Annotated in this window: 16 protein-coding genes; 10 read left to right on the top strand and 6 right to left on the bottom strand. The window is 71.3% G+C overall.

Annotation, left to right across the window (positions count from 1 at the left end):
- Positions 1-522 precede the first annotated feature (522 nt).
- From gatC to gatB, 4 genes are read left to right on the top strand one after another with little or no spacing between them, the layout of a single operon-like run.
- Positions 523-819: an Asp-tRNA(Asn)/Glu-tRNA(Gln) amidotransferase subunit GatC gene (gatC, locus tag ACIRPT_RS19750; protein WP_403828563.1), complete on the top strand. Its 297-nt coding sequence runs from the start codon at positions 523-525 to the stop codon at positions 817-819.
- A gap of 5 nt (positions 820-824) precedes the next feature.
- Positions 825-2,318 (top strand): Asp-tRNA(Asn)/Glu-tRNA(Gln) amidotransferase subunit GatA, encoded by a 1,494-nt coding sequence (gene gatA, locus ACIRPT_RS19755; RefSeq protein WP_403828565.1) that lies wholly within the window; start codon positions 825-827, stop codon positions 2,316-2,318.
- Positions 2,315-2,557, top strand: a complete 243-nt coding sequence (locus tag ACIRPT_RS19760; protein ID WP_403828567.1) for a hypothetical protein — start codon at positions 2,315-2,317, stop codon at positions 2,555-2,557. The genes gatA and ACIRPT_RS19760 overlap by 4 nt, the downstream gene beginning before the upstream one ends.
- Before the next feature lie 31 nt (positions 2,558-2,588).
- Positions 2,589-4,097 carry an Asp-tRNA(Asn)/Glu-tRNA(Gln) amidotransferase subunit GatB gene (gene gatB, locus ACIRPT_RS19765; RefSeq protein ID WP_403828568.1) on the top strand — a complete coding sequence of 503 codons (1,509 nt, stop codon included), beginning with the start codon at positions 2,589-2,591 and terminating at the stop codon, positions 4,095-4,097.
- Between the two features lie 114 nt (positions 4,098-4,211).
- Here gatB and ACIRPT_RS19770 read toward each other — a convergent pair whose 3' ends face one another.
- The 3 genes from ACIRPT_RS19770 to ACIRPT_RS19780 all read right to left on the bottom strand — a co-directional run bounded on the left by ACIRPT_RS19770 (position 4,212) and on the right by ACIRPT_RS19780 (position 6,863).
- The gene (locus tag ACIRPT_RS19770; protein WP_403828570.1) at positions 4,212-4,478 is read right to left on the bottom strand and encodes a hypothetical protein; all 267 of its coding nucleotides are present in this window, start codon (positions 4,476-4,478) and stop codon (positions 4,212-4,214) included.
- A gap of 178 nt (positions 4,479-4,656) precedes the next feature.
- Entirely contained in the window at positions 4,657-5,118 is a 462-nt protein-coding gene (locus ACIRPT_RS19775) for a hypothetical protein (protein ID WP_403828572.1), read from the bottom strand.
- A gap of 767 nt (positions 5,119-5,885) precedes the next feature.
- Complete coding sequence (locus ACIRPT_RS19780; RefSeq protein WP_403828574.1) at positions 5,886-6,863, bottom strand: DMT family transporter; 978 nt, start codon at positions 6,861-6,863, stop codon at positions 5,886-5,888.
- 306 nt (positions 6,864-7,169) lie between these two features.
- On the opposite strand from ACIRPT_RS19780, the gene ACIRPT_RS19785 reads away from it, so the two are divergent.
- The 5 genes from ACIRPT_RS19785 (at position 7,170) to ACIRPT_RS19805 (ending at position 14,334) form a co-directional block, all read left to right on the top strand.
- The gene (locus ACIRPT_RS19785) at positions 7,170-9,431 is read left to right on the top strand and encodes an MMPL family transporter (protein WP_403828576.1); all 2,262 of its coding nucleotides are present in this window, start codon (positions 7,170-7,172) and stop codon (positions 9,429-9,431) included.
- A gap of 106 nt (positions 9,432-9,537) precedes the next feature.
- Entirely contained in the window at positions 9,538-10,137 is a 600-nt protein-coding gene (locus ACIRPT_RS19790; RefSeq protein WP_403828578.1) for a hypothetical protein, read from the top strand.
- 260 nt (positions 10,138-10,397) lie between these two features.
- Positions 10,398-10,586, top strand: coding sequence for a hypothetical protein (locus ACIRPT_RS19795; RefSeq protein WP_403828580.1), 189 nt, complete (start codon positions 10,398-10,400; stop codon positions 10,584-10,586).
- A 68-nt stretch (positions 10,587-10,654) separates the two neighbouring features.
- Positions 10,655-13,774 carry an AAA family ATPase gene (locus ACIRPT_RS19800; RefSeq protein ID WP_403828655.1) on the top strand — a complete coding sequence of 1,040 codons (3,120 nt, stop codon included), beginning with the start codon at positions 10,655-10,657 and terminating at the stop codon, positions 13,772-13,774.
- Between the two features lie 89 nt (positions 13,775-13,863).
- On the top strand, positions 13,864-14,334 hold the full coding sequence (locus ACIRPT_RS19805) for a GNAT family N-acetyltransferase (RefSeq protein ID WP_403828582.1): 471 nt from the start codon (positions 13,864-13,866) through the stop codon (positions 14,332-14,334).
- A gap of 57 nt (positions 14,335-14,391) precedes the next feature.
- Here ACIRPT_RS19805 and ACIRPT_RS19810 read toward each other — a convergent pair whose 3' ends face one another.
- The 3 genes from ACIRPT_RS19810 to ACIRPT_RS19820 all read right to left on the bottom strand — a co-directional run bounded on the left by ACIRPT_RS19810 (position 14,392) and on the right by ACIRPT_RS19820 (position 17,007).
- On the bottom strand, positions 14,392-14,589 hold the full coding sequence (locus ACIRPT_RS19810) for a DUF6191 domain-containing protein (protein ID WP_403828584.1): 198 nt from the start codon (positions 14,587-14,589) through the stop codon (positions 14,392-14,394).
- 109 nt (positions 14,590-14,698) lie between these two features.
- On the bottom strand, positions 14,699-15,883 hold the full coding sequence (locus ACIRPT_RS19815) for a PQQ-dependent sugar dehydrogenase (RefSeq protein ID WP_403828586.1): 1,185 nt from the start codon (positions 15,881-15,883) through the stop codon (positions 14,699-14,701).
- An 86-nt stretch (positions 15,884-15,969) separates the two neighbouring features.
- Entirely contained in the window at positions 15,970-17,007 is a 1,038-nt protein-coding gene (locus ACIRPT_RS19820; protein ID WP_403828588.1) for an aldo/keto reductase, read from the bottom strand.
- A gap of 89 nt (positions 17,008-17,096) precedes the next feature.
- Between ACIRPT_RS19820 and ACIRPT_RS19825 the strand changes: the two genes are divergently transcribed.
- A complete protein-coding gene (locus ACIRPT_RS19825) occupies positions 17,097-18,074 on the top strand; it encodes a 2-hydroxyacid dehydrogenase (RefSeq protein WP_403828590.1) in 978 nt (325 codons plus the stop codon).
- The last annotated feature ends 175 nt before the right edge of the window (positions 18,075-18,249 follow it).

Here is an 18,249-nt window from a genome sequence, read left to right on the forward strand (position 1 = left end):
CGACGCGTCCCTGGCTCCTGGCGGCTCCGACGGCTCCGACGCCTCCGCCGGACCCACAGAGCCCCCCGAGCCCGCCGCCACGGCCCCGCAGCCCGAGGAGCCAGGGCCCGACGCCCACCCCGGCCCCCCGGCGCCCGACGGTCCCTAGCGGGTGCCGTCGAAGTCCCTACCGCCGCGAGGTGCCCCGGGCACGGCACTCGCGGCGGCCTGGTCGGCACCCCGCAGTCGCGGGCGTACCTCCGCGAGGCAAGGCACCGGGACGCCGTGCACCCACCCGCCACCAGGCAAACGACGGGACTTTGCGGACACCCCCCGGCGGGCCCGCGAAGGCCCCGCACCGGCCCGGCCCCGCACATTCCGCGCCGTTCCGTGGAATGCATTTCGGACCGCTCTCCCGTACGCCATAGGATTGGGCCGGAAAAACGTTCCCAGGAGTACCGGAGCACGGGAGCAATCGCCCGGCCGCTCCACCTGGAACACTCCGCCCAGAAGACTCCGCCCAGAACACCAGAGGATCGCTGCATGCCTGGCATCACGCGCGAGGAGGTCGCTCACCTCGCCCGGCTGGCACGTCTGGAGCTGAAGGACGAAGAGCTCGACCACTTCGCCGGACAGCTCGACGACATCATCGGCGCGGTCGCCCGCGTCTCCGAGGTCGCCGACCAAGACGTACCGCCGACCTCCCACCCGCTGCCCCTGACCAACGTCATGCGGTCGGACGAGGTCCGTCCGTCGCTGAATCCCGAGCAGGCGCTCTCCGGCGCCCCGGCCCAGGAGCAGCAGCGTTTCAAGGTGCCGCAGATCCTGGGGGAGGAGTGACCGACATGGCAGACCTGATCAAGCTCACCGCCGCCGAGATCGCGGCGAAGATCGCCTCCGGCGAGCTCACCGCCGTCGAGGTGACCGAGGCCCACCTGGCCCGCATCGAAGCCGTCGACGAGAAGGTGCACGCCTTCCTGCACATCGACCGCGAGGGCGCGCTCGCCCAGGCCCGCGCCGTGGACGAGAAGAAGGCCCGCGGCGAGAAGCTCGGCCCGCTGGCCGGCGTCCCGCTCGCCCTGAAGGACATCTTCACCACCGAGGGCGTCCCCACCACCGTCGGCTCCAAGATCCTCGAGGGCTGGCTGCCGCCGTACGACGCGACCCTGACCAAGAAGCTCAAGGCCGCCGACGTCGTCATCCTCGGCAAGACCAACATGGACGAGTTCGCCATGGGGTCCTCCACCGAGAACAGCGCCTACGGGCCGACCGGCAACCCGTGGGACCTGACCAAGATCCCCGGTGGTTCGGGTGGCGGTTCGAGCGCCGCCCTGGCCTCCTTCCAGGCCCCGCTCGCCATCGGCACGGACACCGGCGGCTCCATCCGCCAGCCGGCCGCCGTCACCGGCACGGTCGGCGTCAAGCCCACCTACGGCGGCGTCTCCCGCTACGGCATGGTCGCCTTCTCGTCCTCCCTGGACCAGGGCGGGCCCTGCGCCCGTACGGTCCTGGACGCGGCGCTGCTCCACGAGGTGATCGCCGGCCACGACCCGCTGGACTCCACCTCCATCGACGCCCCCGTGCCGCCCGTCGTCGAGGCGGCCCGGAACGGCAGCGTCGCGGGGATGCGCGTCGGCGTCGTCAAGCAGTTCCGCGGCGAGGGCTACCAGGCCGGTGTCCTCCAGCGGTTCGACGAGTCCGTCGAGCTGCTCAAGGAGCTGGGCGCCGAGATCGTCGAGCTGGACTGCCCGTCCTTCGACCTGGCGCTGGCGGCGTACTACCTGATCGCGCCGTCCGAGTGCTCCTCGAACCTCGCCCGCTTCGACGCCATGCGCTACGGCCTGCGGGTCGGCGACGACGGTACGAAGTCCGCCGAGGAGGTCACCGCCCTCACCCGTGAGGCCGGCTTCGGCCCCGAGGTCAAGCGCCGCATCATGCTCGGCACGTACGCGCTCAGCTCCGGCTACTACGACGCGTACTACGGCAGCGCCCAGAAGGTCCGCACCCTGATCACCCGCGACTTCGAGAAGGCCTTCGAGCGGGCGGATGTGATCATCTCGCCGACCACGCCGACCACCGCCTTCCCGATCGGCGAGCGCTCCGACGACCCGATGGCGATGTACCTCGCCGACGTGTGCACGATCCCCGCCAACCTGGCAGGCAACGCAGCCATGTCGCTGCCCTGTGGACTGGCCCCCGAGGACGGGCTGCCGGTGGGTCTGCAGATCATCGCCCCTGCCATGGCCGACGACCGGCTCTACAAGGTCGGTGCCGCGGTCGAGGCCGCGTTCACCGCCAAGTGGGGGCATCCGCTGATCGAGGAGGCACCAGCACTGTGAGTGGAAAGCTTGCGAAGGCCAAGGGCTTCAAGAAGTCCAAGCCCGGTACGTATCTGTCCATCGGCACCACGCTGTTCGGCGCGGTGAGCGTCGTCAAGCAGGCGAAGAAGGCCAAGGCGGAGCAGGACACGCTCCAGCTGGTCGACGCCGTTGTCTCCGCCGCCGCCATCGTCACCGGCGTCGCCCTGCTCATCCGCGAACTGCGCCGTCTGGGCGACGACGACGTCCTCGCGGGCTGACCGGCGCCGGACCTGAGAGGTTAGTTTCACCGTGACTGTCACCGACCTGGTGTCGTACGAGGACGCGCTGGCCACCTACGACCCCGTCATGGGGCTCGAGGTGCATGTCGAACTCGGCACCAAGACCAAGATGTTCTGCGGCTGCTCCACCGAGCTCAAGCAGGACGCCAACTCGCAGACCTGCCCCACCTGCCTGGGCCTGCCCGGCTCGCTGCCGGTCGTCAACGCGACCGGCGTCGAGTCCGCCATCAAGATCGGCCTGGCCCTGAACTGCTCCATCGCCGAGTGGTGCCGCTTCGCCCGGAAGAACTACTTCTATCCGGACATGCCGAAGAACTTCCAGACCTCCCAGTACGACGAGCCGATCGCCTTCGACGGCTACCTCGACGTACAGCTGGAGGACGGCGAGGTCTTCCGCGTGGAGATCGAGCGCGCCCACATGGAGGAGGACACCGGCAAATCGACGCACGTCGGCGGCGCGACGGGCCGTATCCAGGGTGCCTCGCACTCCCTCCTGGACTACAACCGCGCCGGCATCCCGCTCATCGAGATCGTCACCAAGCCCATCGAGGGCGCGGGCGAGCGGGCCCCCGAGGTCGCCAAGGCGTACGTCGCCGAGCTGCGCGAGCTCATCAAGGCGCTGGGCGTCTCCGAGGCCCGGATGGAGCAGGGCCAGATGCGCTGCGACGTGAACCTCTCGCTGCGCCCCAACGGCACCGAGAAGTTCGGCACGCGCTCGGAGACCAAGAACGTCAACTCCCTGCGCTCCGTGGAGCGCGCGGCCCGGTTCGAGATCCAGCGCCACGCCGCGGTGCTGTCCTCGGGTGGCACGGTCATCCAGGAGACCCGGCACTTCCACGAGGAGGACGGCTCCACCACCTCCGGCCGCATCAAGGACAACGCCGAGGACTACCGCTACTTCCCCGAGCCGGACCTGGTGCCGGTGGCCCCCGCGCGCGAGTGGGTCGAGGAACTGCGGGCCGCGCTGCCCGAGCTGCCGCGGGTACGCCGCAACCGGCTGCGCGAGGAGTGGGGCATCTCCGCGCACGACATGCAGTCGATCCTCAACGCCGGCGCGGTCGACCTGATCACCGCCACCGTCGACGCCGGCGCGGACTCCGCCTCGGCCCGCAAGTGGTGGATGGGCGAGCTGGCCCGCCGCGCCAACGAGGACGGCGTGGAGCTGGCCGCCCTGCCGATCACTCCCGAGCAGGTCGCCCGGGTCGCGGCCCTGGTGGCCGACGGCTCCCTCAACGACAAGCTGGCCCGCCAGACCATCGAGGGCGTGCTCGCCGGCGAGGGCGACCCGGACACCGTCGTGGAGAAGCGCGGCCTGAAGGTCGTCTCCGACGAGGGCGCCCTGGGCACCGCCGTCGACGAGGCCATCGCCGCCAACGCCGCCATCGCCGACAAGATCCGCGGCGGCAAGGTGGCCGCGGCCGGCGCCCTGGTCGGCGCGGTCATGAAGGCCACGCGCGGGCAGGCGGATGCGGCCCGGGTGCGCGAGCTGATCCTGGAGAAGCTGGGCGTCGAGGGCTGACGAAGGCTCTGACACGCCGCACAGCAGGGAGCGGCCGCCTCCCCAGGGATGTGAAGTCCCGGGGAGGCGGCCGCTTTCGGCTACGGACGATGAGTGACGCGCCCGCGCCGGACCTCAGCGAAGAAGAAGGGTGACGCAGCCGCAAAAAACCACGTATCCGATGCCTGCCACGTACGTCATTCCGGCTTTGTCCTTACGCCATCCCAGGACTGCGGCAACGGTGAAGCCCACGAGGACTGGTGTGATCAGCACGAAGCGAACGGCACCGGGGGAGCCTTTGACGATGCCGCTGACAGTCCCGATAAGAGCCATAGCCGTGACATAAATCAGCAGTACGGCGACACCCCGCACAGTGCGTTTACGGTAGAAGTCCCAGTTCATTGCTTCGCCTATGCTTCTCTCTTTGGTGCGCGTCGACCGTGCCGTGTGTCATACGGCCTGGTTGTCATAGCCCTTGCCCGGACGCGGGAAAGCCTTGACCTCGTCGAAGAGGCGGGCTGAGAGCCCGAACACCGCGCCCATCAGCGCATTGGCTCCTTCGTCAACTTTTGCAAGAGCCTCAAGTATTTCGGCAGAGGTCTTGAGAGCAGCGATTACCCTTTGCATGGGGAAGTGCTTCCAGGGCGGGCGCCAGAGCGGATTCATAGACCGATGCCAGCGCCGCGATTGCCGCAAGGTTGAAGAAAATGGCTTCCACCGCTTGATCGCAAAGACCCGCGAGGTAGCCTTTTACGGCCTCGGCGGCCGCGAAAACCATACGACCGATCTGGACGTACTGGTCTTTCAGTGATTTGAAGGACTCCGCTGCTTTTCTGAGCTTCTGAGCCAGCTCATGAAAATACCTCCACGCGACCTCGGCGGAAACTCCGTGCCATGATCCTTCCAGAGTGCGATTGCCATTCTGAATGTTCTCGGCAACGCCCGCGCAGAAGCTTCCCAGATTACCGAAGGCCTCGGCTGCCTGCGGCGCTGTGCCGTGCCGATGAGCCTTTCCGTGAGCCGTCTCGGAGCGCGGCCGCACGCTCCTCGTCGATTTCTTTCTGCTGCTCTTCGAGGTACTTGTCCCCCGCGATGGCCATTGCTTCGCGTTCTCGCTCCGACAGGCCGTCGCTCCGACAGGCCGTCCCATCGTTCGCGCGTCGCGTGTGCCCCCTCGACCATCGGGTCCGTGTACGCGGAGACATTCAACGCTTCGCGCAATCCGGTACGTCCGGTGAGCACCTCTTGCGCCATCTCTTTGGCCGCGTCGCCGGCGCCGCCGCCGGCGAGTACTTCCAAGGTCTTTCGCATGGCGCGGGCCCTGGCCGGGCTTCCGGTCATTTCCTCGAACTCGGTTCGTCGACGTGCTTTTCCGGTTGTTAATTTTGCATGGAAAGCCCCCCGTATATGTCATGTACGCGCAGTCTCCTTCATCCTGCACTCTTGATCGATTGGCGGTCCAAGGAGGAGCGTTGATTGGCCGTGGATATGGCGAAATCTTGTTCGGGCGTCGATTCTCGGCCCCAGACGAAGCCGCGTCCGCGGCCGAGGCGGGGAACGGCAAGCGGGTGGCGGGTGCGCATGCGTACTTCGTGACGCCCGAACTGCACCGCGCGCACCCGGGAGACCCTTGGGGCCGACCCGCTGGTCGCCCCCGAACAGGCCGCACTCCCGGTGAGCATCCGGCGGAGCGATCGTGGTGTGAGCGGATGTGGAGGCGATCCGCAGACGGGTGCGGGAGCCCCACGAGGCGGGCGCCGACCACGTGGCGATCCAGCCGCCGGCGGCGAACCAGGGACTGGGGTTCGATCAACTCCGGGAACTGTCACCGGCGTTGACGGCGGCCTGTACCGGCAGGGCGGGACCGGCCGGCCGGTCCGGGCGGGGTGCGGGCCGGCGGCCGACGGCGGTGCGGCCCCAGGTCGTACCGATCAGGACGAGCGCCCCGCCCAACAGGCCGAGCGGACCGGGCCGGTCGCCGCCCGCGGCGATGCCGATGACGGCCGCCCAGAGCGGCTCGGTGCCCAGCAGCAGGCTGACCCGGGAGGGCGAGGTGCGGCGCACCGCCCACAGCTGAACGAAGAACGCGAAGAGGGTGCAGGCCAGGGCCAGGTACAGGAGGCCGGCCCACTGGGCGGAGGTATAGCCCGCCGCGACGGACAGCGGAGACGTGCGGGTGACCGCCGACACGGCCGCGAAGACGGCCGTGGCACCGGCGAACTGCACGGCGGTCAGGGCCCCGGAGGGGGCGGAGCGGATCGCCTTCAACCGGCTCGTCGCCATCACGTACGCCGTGCGGACGAGGGCCGCGAGCAGCATCAGCAGGTCCCCGGCAGAGGGGGCGGTGAATCCGGCGCCCTGGGTCAGCAGGGCCACCCCCGCCACCGACAGGGCCGCGGCGCCCACGAAGGCGCCGGTGGGGCGGGTGCGGGTGACCGCGCTCTCGGCCAGCGGGGTGAAGATCATGGTCAGGCTGATGATGAGGCCCGCATTGGTCGCGGAGGTGTGCACCACCCCGTAGGTCTCCAGGAGGAGGACGAGGGCCAGGATCCCGCCGAGCCCCGCACCCGCCCGCAGCTCCCGTCCGCCGAGGCGGGCGATGTCGCGGCCGGCGAAGGTGGCCGTGCCCACCCCCGCCACCGCGAACCGGAGGACGAGCAGGGCGGCCACGGTGGCTCCGGTAGCCAGCTCCTTGGCCGCCAGATAGCTCGACCCCCAGACGACGGCCACCAGGACGACGGGCACATCGATGAGCCAAAGGGGTGTGCGGGCGGGCGGCGGTGGCATCGTGGGGGTCTCCGTCGGGCGCGATGTCGGGCAGGTGATCATCCGTTGCCGACGGTGTCATTCCGGTGTCCCCGGCCGCCACGCCTGGCCGCGGGTCCTTGATCACATTTCCCCCGGCCGCTCGTCTGCGACCCTGTGTGGGGAAGTCCACAAACGGGCCTATGGATCTTTTCGGGCTGTCAGGCTGCTCGCTCGAGAGCGTCCGCCGGAACGTGCGTGGGCGCCCGTACCCGTACATTCGCGCTCGGCACCACCCGTCACCCGGGAGTTATCGACGCTCAACCCGGGAAGCAGACGACGAAGTCCGTGACCTCTCTGGCTCGGTGGTGCTTCAGGCGCCGCATCGTGGTGATCGTTCTCTGGCTCGCCGCCTTCGCGGGAGTTGCCGTCGCCGCCGGGGCGACGGGATCCGCGTACTCGACCGACTACGAGGTCCCCGGGACCGAGTCCGGGCAGGCCGGCGCCCTGCTGGCGAAGGCGTTTCCCGGGCAGTCCGGGGACAGCGACACCATCGTCTGGCATACGGACACGGGATCGGTGCGGGCCGGCGCGGTCAAGAAGCGGATGACGCAAACCCTTCGGGACGTCGCCGGGCTGCCCGGGGTGTCCCAGGTGCACGGCCCCTACGGCCGGGCGGGCGACGGCCCCCACCCGCAGCGGCAGATCAGCAGGGACCGGCACACCGCCTACGCCACCGTCCTCTTCGACCGGCCGACCGATGAACTGCGCGCGGGCCAGGTCAAGAAGGTCGTCGACACCGCACGCGCCGCCGCCGGCCATGGCCTCCAGGTGGAGCTGGGCGGCGCCGGGATCGCGCTGACCGAGGCGCCGCGCGCCCAGCTGCCCGAAGTCATCGGGCTGTGCGTGGCGGCCGTGGTGCTGTTTCTCGCCTTCGGTTCACTCGCCGCGACCTTCCTGCCGATCATCACCGCGCTGGCCGCCGTCGGCACCGCCTCGGCCGCCATCACCCTGCTCGGCCACGCCATGACCGTCGCCGACTTCGCGCCCATGCTGGGCATGCTGATCGGTCTCGGCGTCGGCATCGACTATGCGCTGTTCATCGTCACCCGGCACCGCAAGGGGCTGCGGGCGGGGCTGTCCGTCCAAGAGGCCGCCGAACGGGCCGTATCGGTGTCCGGCCGCGCGGTCGTCTTCGCGGGCGCCACCGTCTGCATCGCGCTGCTGGGCATGCTGATCCTGCGGCTGAGCTTCCTCAACGGCGTCGCCCTCGCCGCCTCGCTCACCGTCGTCCTGACCGTCGCCGCCTCCGTCACCCTGCTGCCCGCGCTGCTCGGGCTGATCGGCATGCGGGCGCTCGGCCGCCGCGAGCGCCGGCGGCTGGCCGACCGCGGCCCGCGGCCCGAACAGCCCACCGGGATCGCCGCCCGCTGGGCCTCCTTCGTCGAGCGGCACCCCAAACTGCTGGGCGTGACCGCCGCCGTCGTCATGATCGTCCTCGCGCTCCCCACCTTCGGGCTCCATCTGGGCACCTCCGACCAGGGCAACAATCCGGCCACCTCGACGACCCGTAAGGCGTACGACCTGCTGGCGGGCGGCGCCAACGGGGGCGAGACCGGGGGCGATTCGCGGAGCGGCTTCGGGCCCGGGTTCAACGGCCCGCTGACGCTGGTCGGCAGCCTGGACGGCCCCAAGGACCGGCTCGCCTTCAACAAGCTGCCGCAGCGGCTGCGGGAGGTGCCCGGGGTCGCCCAGGTCGGCGGGCCGGAATTCGACGGCAGCCGCGGCACCGGCGTGATCACCGTCGTCCCGACCAGTTCCCCCCAGTCCCAGCAGACCTCCGCCCTGGTGCAACGACTGCGCACCGACGTCCTCCCCGGCGCCGCGGAGGGGACGACGATGCGGGTGCACGTCGGGGGAATCACCGCGAGCTACGACGACTTCGCCTCCGTCATCGTCGGCAAGCTGCCGCTCTTCGTCGGCGTCGTCATCGCGCTGGGATCGGTCCTGCTGCTGCTCGCCTTCCGGAGCATCGGCATCCCGGTGAAGGCCGCGCTGATGAACGTCGCCGCGGTCGCCTCGTCCTTCGGGATCGTCGTCGCGATCTTCCAGTGGGGGTGGGGGAGCGAGTCGCTGGGGCTGGGCACCGCCGGGCCGGTCGAGCCGTTCCTGCCGGTCATCATGGTGTCCGTGCTCTTCGGGCTGTCCATGGATTACCAGGTGTTCCTGGTGTCCCGGATGTACGAGGAGTGGCAGCTGACGCACGACAACCGCCGGGCGGTACGGGTCGGCCTCGCCGAGACCAGCCGGGTGATCAACTCCGCGGCGGTCATCATGATCGCGGTGTTCGGGGCGTTCGTCCTCAGCGGCGACCGGATCATCGCGATGTTCGGGATCGGGCTGGCCGCGGCCGTCGCCCTGGACGCCTTCGTGCTCCGTACGCTGCTGGTCCCCGCCCTGATGCACATGCTCGGCGGCGCCAACTGGTGGCTGCCCGCCTGGCTGGACCGCCGGCTCCCCCGGATCAGCATCGAACCGCCACCGCAGACCGACGAGCAGACCCCCTCGCCCGGTCCGCGGGACGGGGAGAATCCGCTGGTGGGGGTCTAGAACACGGACCCGCCCCGAGGCGTTCCGCGGTGCCCCGCCGGCCCCGTGCCGCGGCTCTCATCAGACTCTCATCCGACTCTCATACGCGGCACCTACGGTCGCGCCCATGGGAACGACGACTACGGAAAAGCGCACCGACGACGAGATCGCCTCCGAGGCGGACGCGGCCGGGAAGACCGCCACCGATAACGCCACCGAGGACGCCCGCGAGAACGCCACCGAGACCGTCGAAGAGACCGCCGCCGACAAGAGCGGCGAGCCGGGGGACGCGGTCGCCGCCGAGGCCGACGCCCAGAGCGAGGACGCCGCCCGGACCGCCCCCGGGATCGCCGCCGGCGCCGGTGCCGTGGTGGCCGCGGGGCTCGGCCTCGCCTCCGTCACCGGCACCTGGCTCGGCACCCTGATGGCCGAGCGGCAGACCGTGGTGGGCCAGATCAACCTTCAGGCGCACCGGACCACCGACCAGATCGCCGCCGTCTACGGAACCCCCTGGCACACCACCGCCCTGGTCAACGGCGTCTTCGCACTGCTCGCCGTGATCGTCGCCGCGGTGGTGCTGACCCGGCCGCGCGCCACCTGGGTACGCGCCGTCGCCTGGGGCGGCCTGGCGCTCGGCGTGCTCGGCCTCTTCATCGCGGCGGGCATGTACCTCGACCTCTTCGCGAGCATGCCCAGCATTCCCACGGGCGCCGCACCGGGTGCCTGAGTCCCCCCGCCCGGAGGACGCCGGACTTCCTAAGTCCCCTCCGGGCCAACCCGCCGGTATCTAAGTTCCGTACGCAGGCGCCCCATCGGTTTCTAAGGACCGTACGGGGCGCCCCGCGGCTTTCCCACTCCCGTACGGGCACGAAGATCGGGCACTCTCCCGATGTGGTGGACCCCCCTTGGCGACGAAGCTTGAGCACATCGACAAGCAGGCGGCGCCGCAACGGCACCGCCGGTCACCACCACCTCGGGAGAGACACCGTGTATACCTCCGAACTGGCCCAGCGCGTCCGTTACGAAGAGCTGCGCCGCGAGGCCGACCAGCAGCGTCTGGTGCGGGAAGCGACCGAGGGACGGCGCGCCGCGGCCCGTTCCGGACAGAACGAACCGGAAGGGCGGGTGAGTCGGGGGCGGGGCCGGTGGGCGCGGCTGCGCCGCGCCACCGTCTGACCGCGGACATGCCGGGCGGGGCGGGCCGAGCGAGGAAACACACTGCCGGATTGTCAGACCTCTGTGCGATGCTCAGCAGCGTGCAGACCAGGTCCGTCAGTCCCGTGTTCGTCGGCCGCGCGGCCGAACTCGCCGCGCTGCGCGAGGCGCTCGCCCGTATCGCGGCCTCCGGCGCGCCGCAGGCGATACTCATCGGCGGTGAGGCCGGGGTCGGCAAGACCCGGCTGATCGAGGAGTTCACCGAATCCGCCCGCGGCCAGGGCGCGCTGGTCGCGCTCGGCGGCTGCATCGAAATCGGCTCCGAGGGCCTGCCCTACGCACCGTTCTCCGCGATCCTGCACACCCTCAACTGGCATCTGCGCGACGAGCTCGCCGCCGCCGTCGCCGGCCAGGAGGGCGAGCTCTCCCGCATCCTGCCCGAATTGGGCGAGACGCCGGGAGAGGCGCACGACGAGGAGATCGGCCGGGCCCGCCTCTTCGAGCTGACCGCCCGCCTCCTGGAGCGGCTCGCCGCCCACCGCACTCTCGTCATCGTCATCGAGGACCTCCACTGGGCCGACCGCTCCACCCGCGAACTCCTCGCCTACCTCCTGCGCGCCCTGCACGACGCCAACGTCCTCCTGGTCGCGACCTACCGCTCCGACGACATCCACCGCCGTCACCCGCTGCGCCCCTTCCTCGCCGAGATCGACCGGATGCGCACGGTCCGGCGCGTCGAGCTGGCCCGCTTCAACCGCGAGGAGGTCCGCTCCCAGATCGCCGGGATCCATGGCAGCGAGCCCGAAGAGGACACCGTCGACCGGGTCTTCAAGCGCTCCGAGGGCAACGCCTTCTTCGTCGAGGAGCTGGCCCGCAGCCTCGCCGACGGCTGTCTGCACGGCCTCAGCGACCCGCTGCGCGACCTGCTGCTGGTGCGCGTCGAGGCGCTCCCCGAGAACGCCCAGCGCGTGGTGCGGATCGCCTCCGAGGGCGGCTCCACGGTCGAGTACGAACTCCTCGCCGCCGTCAGCGAGATGTCCGAGGACGGCCTCATCGAGGCGCTGCGGTCCGCCGTCGGCAGCAACACCCTGGTGCCCACCCAGGACGGCACGGGCTACCGCTTCCGGCACGCCCTGGTGCGCGAGGCCGTCGTCGACGACCTGCTGCCCGGCGAGCGCACCCGCCTCAACCGCCGCTACGCCCAGGCCCTGGAAGCCAATCGCTCCCTGGTCCGCGCCGACGCCTGCGCCACCCGCCTGGCCAGCTACTGGTACAAGGCCCATGACGCCGCCAAGGCGCTGCCCGCCGTCCTCGCCGCCTCCGTCCAGGCCCGTCGCCGCCATGCCTACGCCGAGCAGCTGCGGCTGCTGGACCGCGCCCTGGAGCTGTGGGACGACGCGCCCCTGGAGGTCCGCCAGAGCGTGCGCCCGGTCGACTCCTCCGAGGCGTATCCGGCCTGCGGCTGCGGCGACGACGCCCTGCACTTCCTCGATCTGCTCGCCGAGATCGCGGTGGCCGCCCGGCTGTGCGGCGACGTCGAGCGGGCCTTCACCATCACCAAGCGCGCCCTGCGCCTGCTGCGCGGGCAGCGGGACGCCTCCCCGGGCTCTCAGGACGGTTCGAGCGGGGGAGACCCCCATCGCGAGGCATGGTTCCTGCTGCAGCGCTCCCGGCTGGTCCAGAGCACCGGCCGCGGCGACGGCTGGGAGGACCTGGGCAAGGCGCAGGAGCTGATGCGCGGCCTGCCGCCGTCCTCGGTGCACGCCGCGGTGATGGCGAGCGTCGCCGGCTGGCAGATGCTGCACGAGCCGGGGCCGGGCACGTTCGCGTTCGCCGAACAGGCCGTGGAGCTGGCCCGGTCGGTAGGCGACGAAGAGGCCGAGCTCAACTCCCGGGTGACGCTGGCCACCCTGCGGATCGACGCGGGCGAGGTCGAGGACGGCCTCGTCGAATTCCGTACCGTCCTCGGTCTGGCCATGGACCGCAGCTACTTCGCCGTCATCGGCCGCGGCCACATCAACCTCCCCTCCGCGCTGGAGAGCGTCGGCCGCTCCCGTGAGGCGGTCGAGGTGGCCGCCCGGGGCGTCGAACTGACCATCCGCTACGGCCTCAAGGAGACCGCCAGCTGGGTGGCGGGAAATCTCGCCGAATCGCTGCACTCGCTGGGCCGCTGGGAGGAGGCGAGCCGGACCGCCGCCGACGCCGGCCGCTTCTCGCAGAACTCCCGTTCCATGGTGCTGGCCGTCAACCGCCGCATCGAACTCGCCCTGGACACCGGCGATCTCGCCGCCGCCGAACGCGAACTTGCCCTCGCCCAGGAGAGCTACGGCATCCACTACCGCCAGCCCCAGCAGATCATCCCGATGAACCGCCAGGCCCTGCGCATCGCCGCGGCCCAGGGGCGGCTCCTCGATGCCCGCGGCATCCTTCAGCAGGCCCTGGACGACGGTTTCCCGACCGGCACCGCGCGCTATGCCTGGCCGCTGCTGTGGTCGGCCACGGCAGCCGAGTCCGACGCCCGCGGGCTGCCCGCCGCCGAGGCCGGCCGGGCGGCCGTCCTCGCCCGCATCCGGGAGGCCGCCGAGCGGCTGCCCCGCCTCTCCCCGATATGGGAGGCGTACAGCCTGGCGGTCGACGCCGAGCTCCGCCGCGCCGAGGGCCGTGAGGCGCCCGACGCCTGGGCCGCGGCGGTCGGCGCCTTCGAGCCGCTGGAACACCCGCACCCGCTAGCCCGGGCCCGCTACCGCTGGGCCGAATCGCTGCTCAACGGCACCGAGCGGGCGAGCGCCGGCCTGGACGGCCGCACCCCGCGCGAGGTCGCCGTAGGCCTCCTCGCCAAGGCCCACGCCGCGGCCGCCACGATGGGCGCCCGCCCCCTGACCGACGAGGTCGAACTGCTCGCCCAGCGCGCCCGCATACCCCTCCCCGGCCAGACGATGGCCGCCGCGCCGTCCCCGGCAGCCGCCGAGCCCGGGGCGCCTGCCGCCGCCCCCGAATCTCTGGGCCTGACGCCCCGCGAAAGCGACGTCCTGCGCCTGGTCGCCGAAGGCCGCAGCAACCGCCAGATAGCCGACGCCCTGTTCATCTCGCCCAAGACCGCCAGCGTCCATGTCTCCAACATCCTCGCCAAACTGGGCGTCTCCGGCCGCGGCGAGGCGGGCGCGGTGGCCCATCGCCTCCGCCTGTTCGGGGAGCCGACGGCCCGGTGAGGCGGCCGGGTGAGGTCGTCCGATGCGGTCGGCCCGGTGAGACGGTCCGGGGCCGGCGGCGCCGCGCCGAAGCGGCGTAGAGGCTCTCGATGATCGTCAGGCCCGCACGGCAAGCGGACGTCCCGGGCATCCTCGCGCTGGCCGCCCAAGTGGAGCACTGGTTCGGCCCGTTGACCGAAGACCCCGGCTTCCGCGCCGCCATCGACCGGCACCTTTGCCGGTCCACCGCGCTCCTCGCCACGGCGCCGGGACGGCCGCACCCCCTCGGCGGGCTGCTGTTCAGCGCGAAGGAGGACGCGACATACCACGTCCGCTGGCTCGTCGTCGCGGAAGACGCACGCGGCCGGGGCGTCGGCCGCGCCCTGATGGCGGATGCCGTGCGCAGGTTCGTACGGGGCCCGGGGACGATCGAGGTGGTCACCTTCGGGGCCGACCATCCCGGCGCCGTCGTCGGCGGCGCCCGCGCCTTCTACGAGCGTCTCGGCTTCACCCCCGCCGAGCCCGCGGACCCCGGCCCGGAGGGCGGCTCCCGCCAGGTGTTCCGCAGGGCCGTCGCCTGACGCCGCGTATCCGCCGCCCGCCGGGCTGCGACCGCCGGGCCTACGGTGGCGGCCGGTTCAGCCCGCGTCGTCCGCGGGCACGGGCGCGGGCCGCGGACGGGGGACCCTGACGACGACGGCCCCGGACGCGAGGTCTATCGGGCCCTCCCAGGGATCGGCGTCCCCCACGTCATCGACGACGAGCGACATCTTCTGCCGCTCCTCATCGGTGTGCTTACGGCCGGGCGCGAACAGCTCCTCCACGACGTTGAACAACGTGCCCCCTTGTAGGTGTGACCTTCCCCCGCAAGCGGGAGGTGCCCCCGTCCCTGCCCGAGTGTAGGCAGGCGGCGGCAAAAGGGGACCAGTTCGCCCGGAAAAGGGATCAGCTCACCTTCAGGCGGAGAATCCGGTCATCGCCCTTGCGCGGCTTGCCCCGCCCGTCGGTGTTGCTGGTGACCAGCCACAACGAGCCGTCGCCGGCCGAGACGACGGTCCGCAGCCGCCCGTACGTGCCCTTGAGGAAGGCCTGCGGGGCGGCCACCGGCTTCGTACCGTTCAGCGCGATCCGCCACAGCCGCTCGCCGCGCAGCGAGGCCATCCAGATCGAGCCCTTGGCGTACGCGATGCCGCTGGGCGAGGCGTCCTTGGTCTTCCACTCCTCGACCGGGTCGACGAACCCGGAGCCCGCCTTACCGCCCTTGGCCTTGCCCTCCTCCTGAGGCCAGCCGTAGTTCTTGCCCGGCTCGATGAGATTGAGCTCGTCCCAGGTGTCCTGCCCGAACTCCGATGCCCACAGCCGCTTGTCGTCGTCCCAGGCCAGGCCCTGCACATTGCGGTGGCCGTAGTCGTAGACCACCGAATCGGCGCTCGGATTGCCGTGCGCCGGCTGGCCGTCCGGCGTCATCCGCAGGACCTTGCCGCCCAGCGAGGTCTTGTCCTGCGCGAGCCCGGTGTCGCCGGTCTCGCCCGTCCCGGCGTACAGCATCTTGTCCGGCCCGAACGCGATCCGCCCGCCGTTGTGGATCTGGCCCTTGGGGATGCCCCGCAGGATCGTGTCGGGGGCGCCCAGCTGGTCGCCGGGGCGGCGCTTCTCGTCGTAGATCATGCGCGCGATGCGGTTGTCGGACGCGGTGGTGAAGTACGCGTACACCTGGCGATCCACCCCGAACGACGGGGACACCGCGATCCCCAGCAGCCCGCCCTCGCCCCCCGGATCCACACCCGGCACCGAACCCAGCTCCGTGGTCTTCCCGTCGTCCGCCGACACCCGGACGATCTTCCCGGTGTCCCGGGAGGCGACCAGCAGATCCCCGCCCGGCAGCACCGCGACCCCCCAGGGCGACTTCAGCCCGGTGGTCAGCGTGCCGGTCACCTTGACCGAGCCCTTGGCGGGCGGCGCGGTGCTCGACGGAGCGGCGCTCGGAGTGGCCGGCGCGCCGGAGCTCTTGCCCTTGGGGGCGGCGGACTTGCCCCCGGTGGCGGTCGGCGCGCCGCCGCCGGAAGAACACCCCGCCGCCAGAAGCAGCGAAGCGGCGGCCAACACGGCGGTCTGGGAACGGCGTTGCACGGCGGGGATCCTCTCGTCTGCGGGCGGGACAAGGAGACCACATCGTGGCGGGCGGGGCGGGAGGTGGCACGCCCCTCGGCACGCCCTCAGTACCAGGACCCCCGGGCGGGCGGCAGCCGCGCGATCTCCGCCAGATCGTCCCCGCTCAGCACCAGTTCCGCCGCCTTGGCGTTCTGCGCCGCCCAGCGTTCCTTCTTCGTGCCCGGTACGGGAACCACATGGCGGCCCTGAGCCAGCACCCACGCCAGAGCCACCTGGCCGGGCGTCGCGCCGTAGCGGGCGCCGACCCTTCGCAGCCCCGCGACCACCGGCTGGTTCGCCGCCATCATCTCGGCGGTGAAACGGGGGTGGCGGGCCCGGATGTCCTCCGGCTCGAAGCCCTGGCCCGGGGTGAGCGTGCCGGTCAGATAGCCGTTGCCCAGCGGCATCGCCGCCAGGAAGCCGACGCCCCGGGACTCACACCACGGCAGCAGCGCCTCCAGTGCCTCCGGCGACCACACCGACAGTTCGGCCTGGACGCTGCTGACCGGGAACACCTGCTGGATGCGCTCCAGTTGGCGCAGCGTGCCGTCGTGCATCCGCGACGGCGGCCGGCGCCCGGCGCCCGCCCGGCGGTCGCCGCGGGGTGCGCGGGGCGTCCGTACCGCCCGCGCGCCCACCGCGCACAGCCCCAGGGACCGCACCTTCCCCGCCGCCACCAGCTCCGCCATCGCACCCCAGGTCTCCTCGATGGGTACCTCGGGGTCGGCGCGGTGCAGCTGGTAGAGGTCGATGCGGTCGGTCCCCAGGCGGCGCAGCGAGGCGTCACAGGCGCGTTTGACATAGCCGGGGCGCCCGTTGGCGACGATGTGCTGTTCGCCTACCAGCAGCCCGCACTTGGTCGAGACGAAGGCGTCCTCGCGCCGCTCCTTGAGCGCCCGCCCGACGACCAGTTCGTTGGTGAAGGGGCCGTACATATCGGCGGTGTCCAGCAGGCTGCAGCCCCGGTCGAGCGCCGTGTGCACGGCCCGCAGTGAGCCCTCCCCGCTGCGCTGCGAAGCGGTGTACCCCCAGCTCATCGGCATACAGCCCAGTCCGACAGCGCCCACCTCGAGGGCCGCCGCACCGATTGTCCTGCGCTCCACCTGGCCGTGCCTCCGTCCCCTCGCCCCCGATCAAGGGCCGTCACCAAACTAACGTCTGAACCAAACGCCTTTTCGCATAGCCTGCGGGCATGGCAACAGGACACCGCCCCACCGGCGCCCGGGACGTCTGGCTCCCCATCCCGCCCGACGAGATCGACGGCCTTCCCGAGGGGTTCCGCTACCTCCACTGGGACGCCGGCCCCGAGTACCCGGCCGACCCCGCCGAGTGCGTCTTCTACACCGTCCCCTACATGAAGGGCGCGGAGATCTGCCTGCGGCCGCTGCCGCTGATGGGCCGGCTCCGGGCGGTACAGACGCTGACCGCGGGGATCGAGCACATGCTGCCGGGCCTGCCCTCCATGCCGTCCGGCACCGAGCTGTGCAACGCCCGCGGGCTCCACGACGCCAGTACGGCCGAGCTCGCGCTCACGCTGACGCTGGCGGCGCTGCGCGGAATTCCCGGATACGTACGGGCCCAGGACGCGGAGGAATGGGGGGCGGGCTTCACGCCGGCGCTCGCCGACAAGTCCGTCCTCATTGTGGGGTACGGTTCGATCGGCAGTGCCATCGAAGACCGGCTCACGCCTTTTGAGTGCGCGCGGGTCTCGCGCATCGCGCGCACCGCCCGTGAAACTGTGCGCGGTCCCGTGCATCCACTCTCCGCCCTGTCCGCCCTCTTGCCCGACGCGGACGTCGTCATCCTGGCCACTCCGCTCACCGACGAGACCCGTGGCCTGGTCGGACGCGATTTTCTGGCCCGGATGAAGGGCGGCGCACTTTTGGTGAACGTCGCCCGCGGGGCGATCGTCCAGACCGCCGCGCTGCTCCCCGAATTGGCGTCCGGACGGCTGCGCGCCGCACTCGATGTGACCGATCCGGAACCCCTGCCCGCCGGACATCCGCTGTGGCACGCTCCCGGCGTGCTCATCACTCCACACATCGGTGGCCCCAGTTCTGCCTTTCTGCCTCGCGCGAAGCGGCTTCTGCGGGACCAGCTGACGCTTTTCGCCGCCGGGAAGCCGCTGCGGAACGTGGTAGCTACAGCCGGCAGAAACGCTTGCGGGTAGCTCTACGAGGCCGTACGACTGCAAGGGGTGCTCGCCGCCCCGTTGTCAGTCACGCTCCGTAGAGTGACTATGTCCCTGAGTGACGGAACTGGTGTATCGTCCGGATTGGGGACGGCGCCGGGATCTGTGCGGCGCGGTGCGAAGGATCCGGAACTCGAGGGGGGCGACGGGCGAT

This window comes from Streptomyces sp. NPDC101227 (assembly GCF_044767545.1).
Taxonomy (GTDB): Bacteria; Actinomycetota; Actinomycetes; order Streptomycetales; family Streptomycetaceae; genus Streptomyces.

Coding starts and splice junctions, on each gene's coding strand:
- gatC (WP_403828563.1), top strand. CDS start 523: ATGCCTGGCATCACGCGCGAGGAGGTCGCTCACCTCGCCCGGCTGGCA.
- gatA (WP_403828565.1), top strand. CDS start 825: ATGGCAGACCTGATCAAGCTCACCGCCGCCGAGATCGCGGCGAAGATC.
- ACIRPT_RS19770 (WP_403828570.1), bottom strand. CDS start 4,478: ATGAACTGGGACTTCTACCGTAAACGCACTGTGCGGGGTGTCGCCGTA.
- ACIRPT_RS19780 (WP_403828574.1), bottom strand. CDS start 6,863: ATGCCACCGCCGCCCGCCCGCACACCCCTTTGGCTCATCGATGTGCCC.
- ACIRPT_RS19790 (WP_403828578.1), top strand. CDS start 9,538: ATGGGAACGACGACTACGGAAAAGCGCACCGACGACGAGATCGCCTCC.
- ACIRPT_RS19800 (WP_403828655.1), top strand. CDS start 10,655: ATGCTCAGCAGCGTGCAGACCAGGTCCGTCAGTCCCGTGTTCGTCGGC.
- ACIRPT_RS19805 (WP_403828582.1), top strand. CDS start 13,864: ATGATCGTCAGGCCCGCACGGCAAGCGGACGTCCCGGGCATCCTCGCG.
- ACIRPT_RS19825 (WP_403828590.1), top strand. CDS start 17,097: ATGGCAACAGGACACCGCCCCACCGGCGCCCGGGACGTCTGGCTCCCC.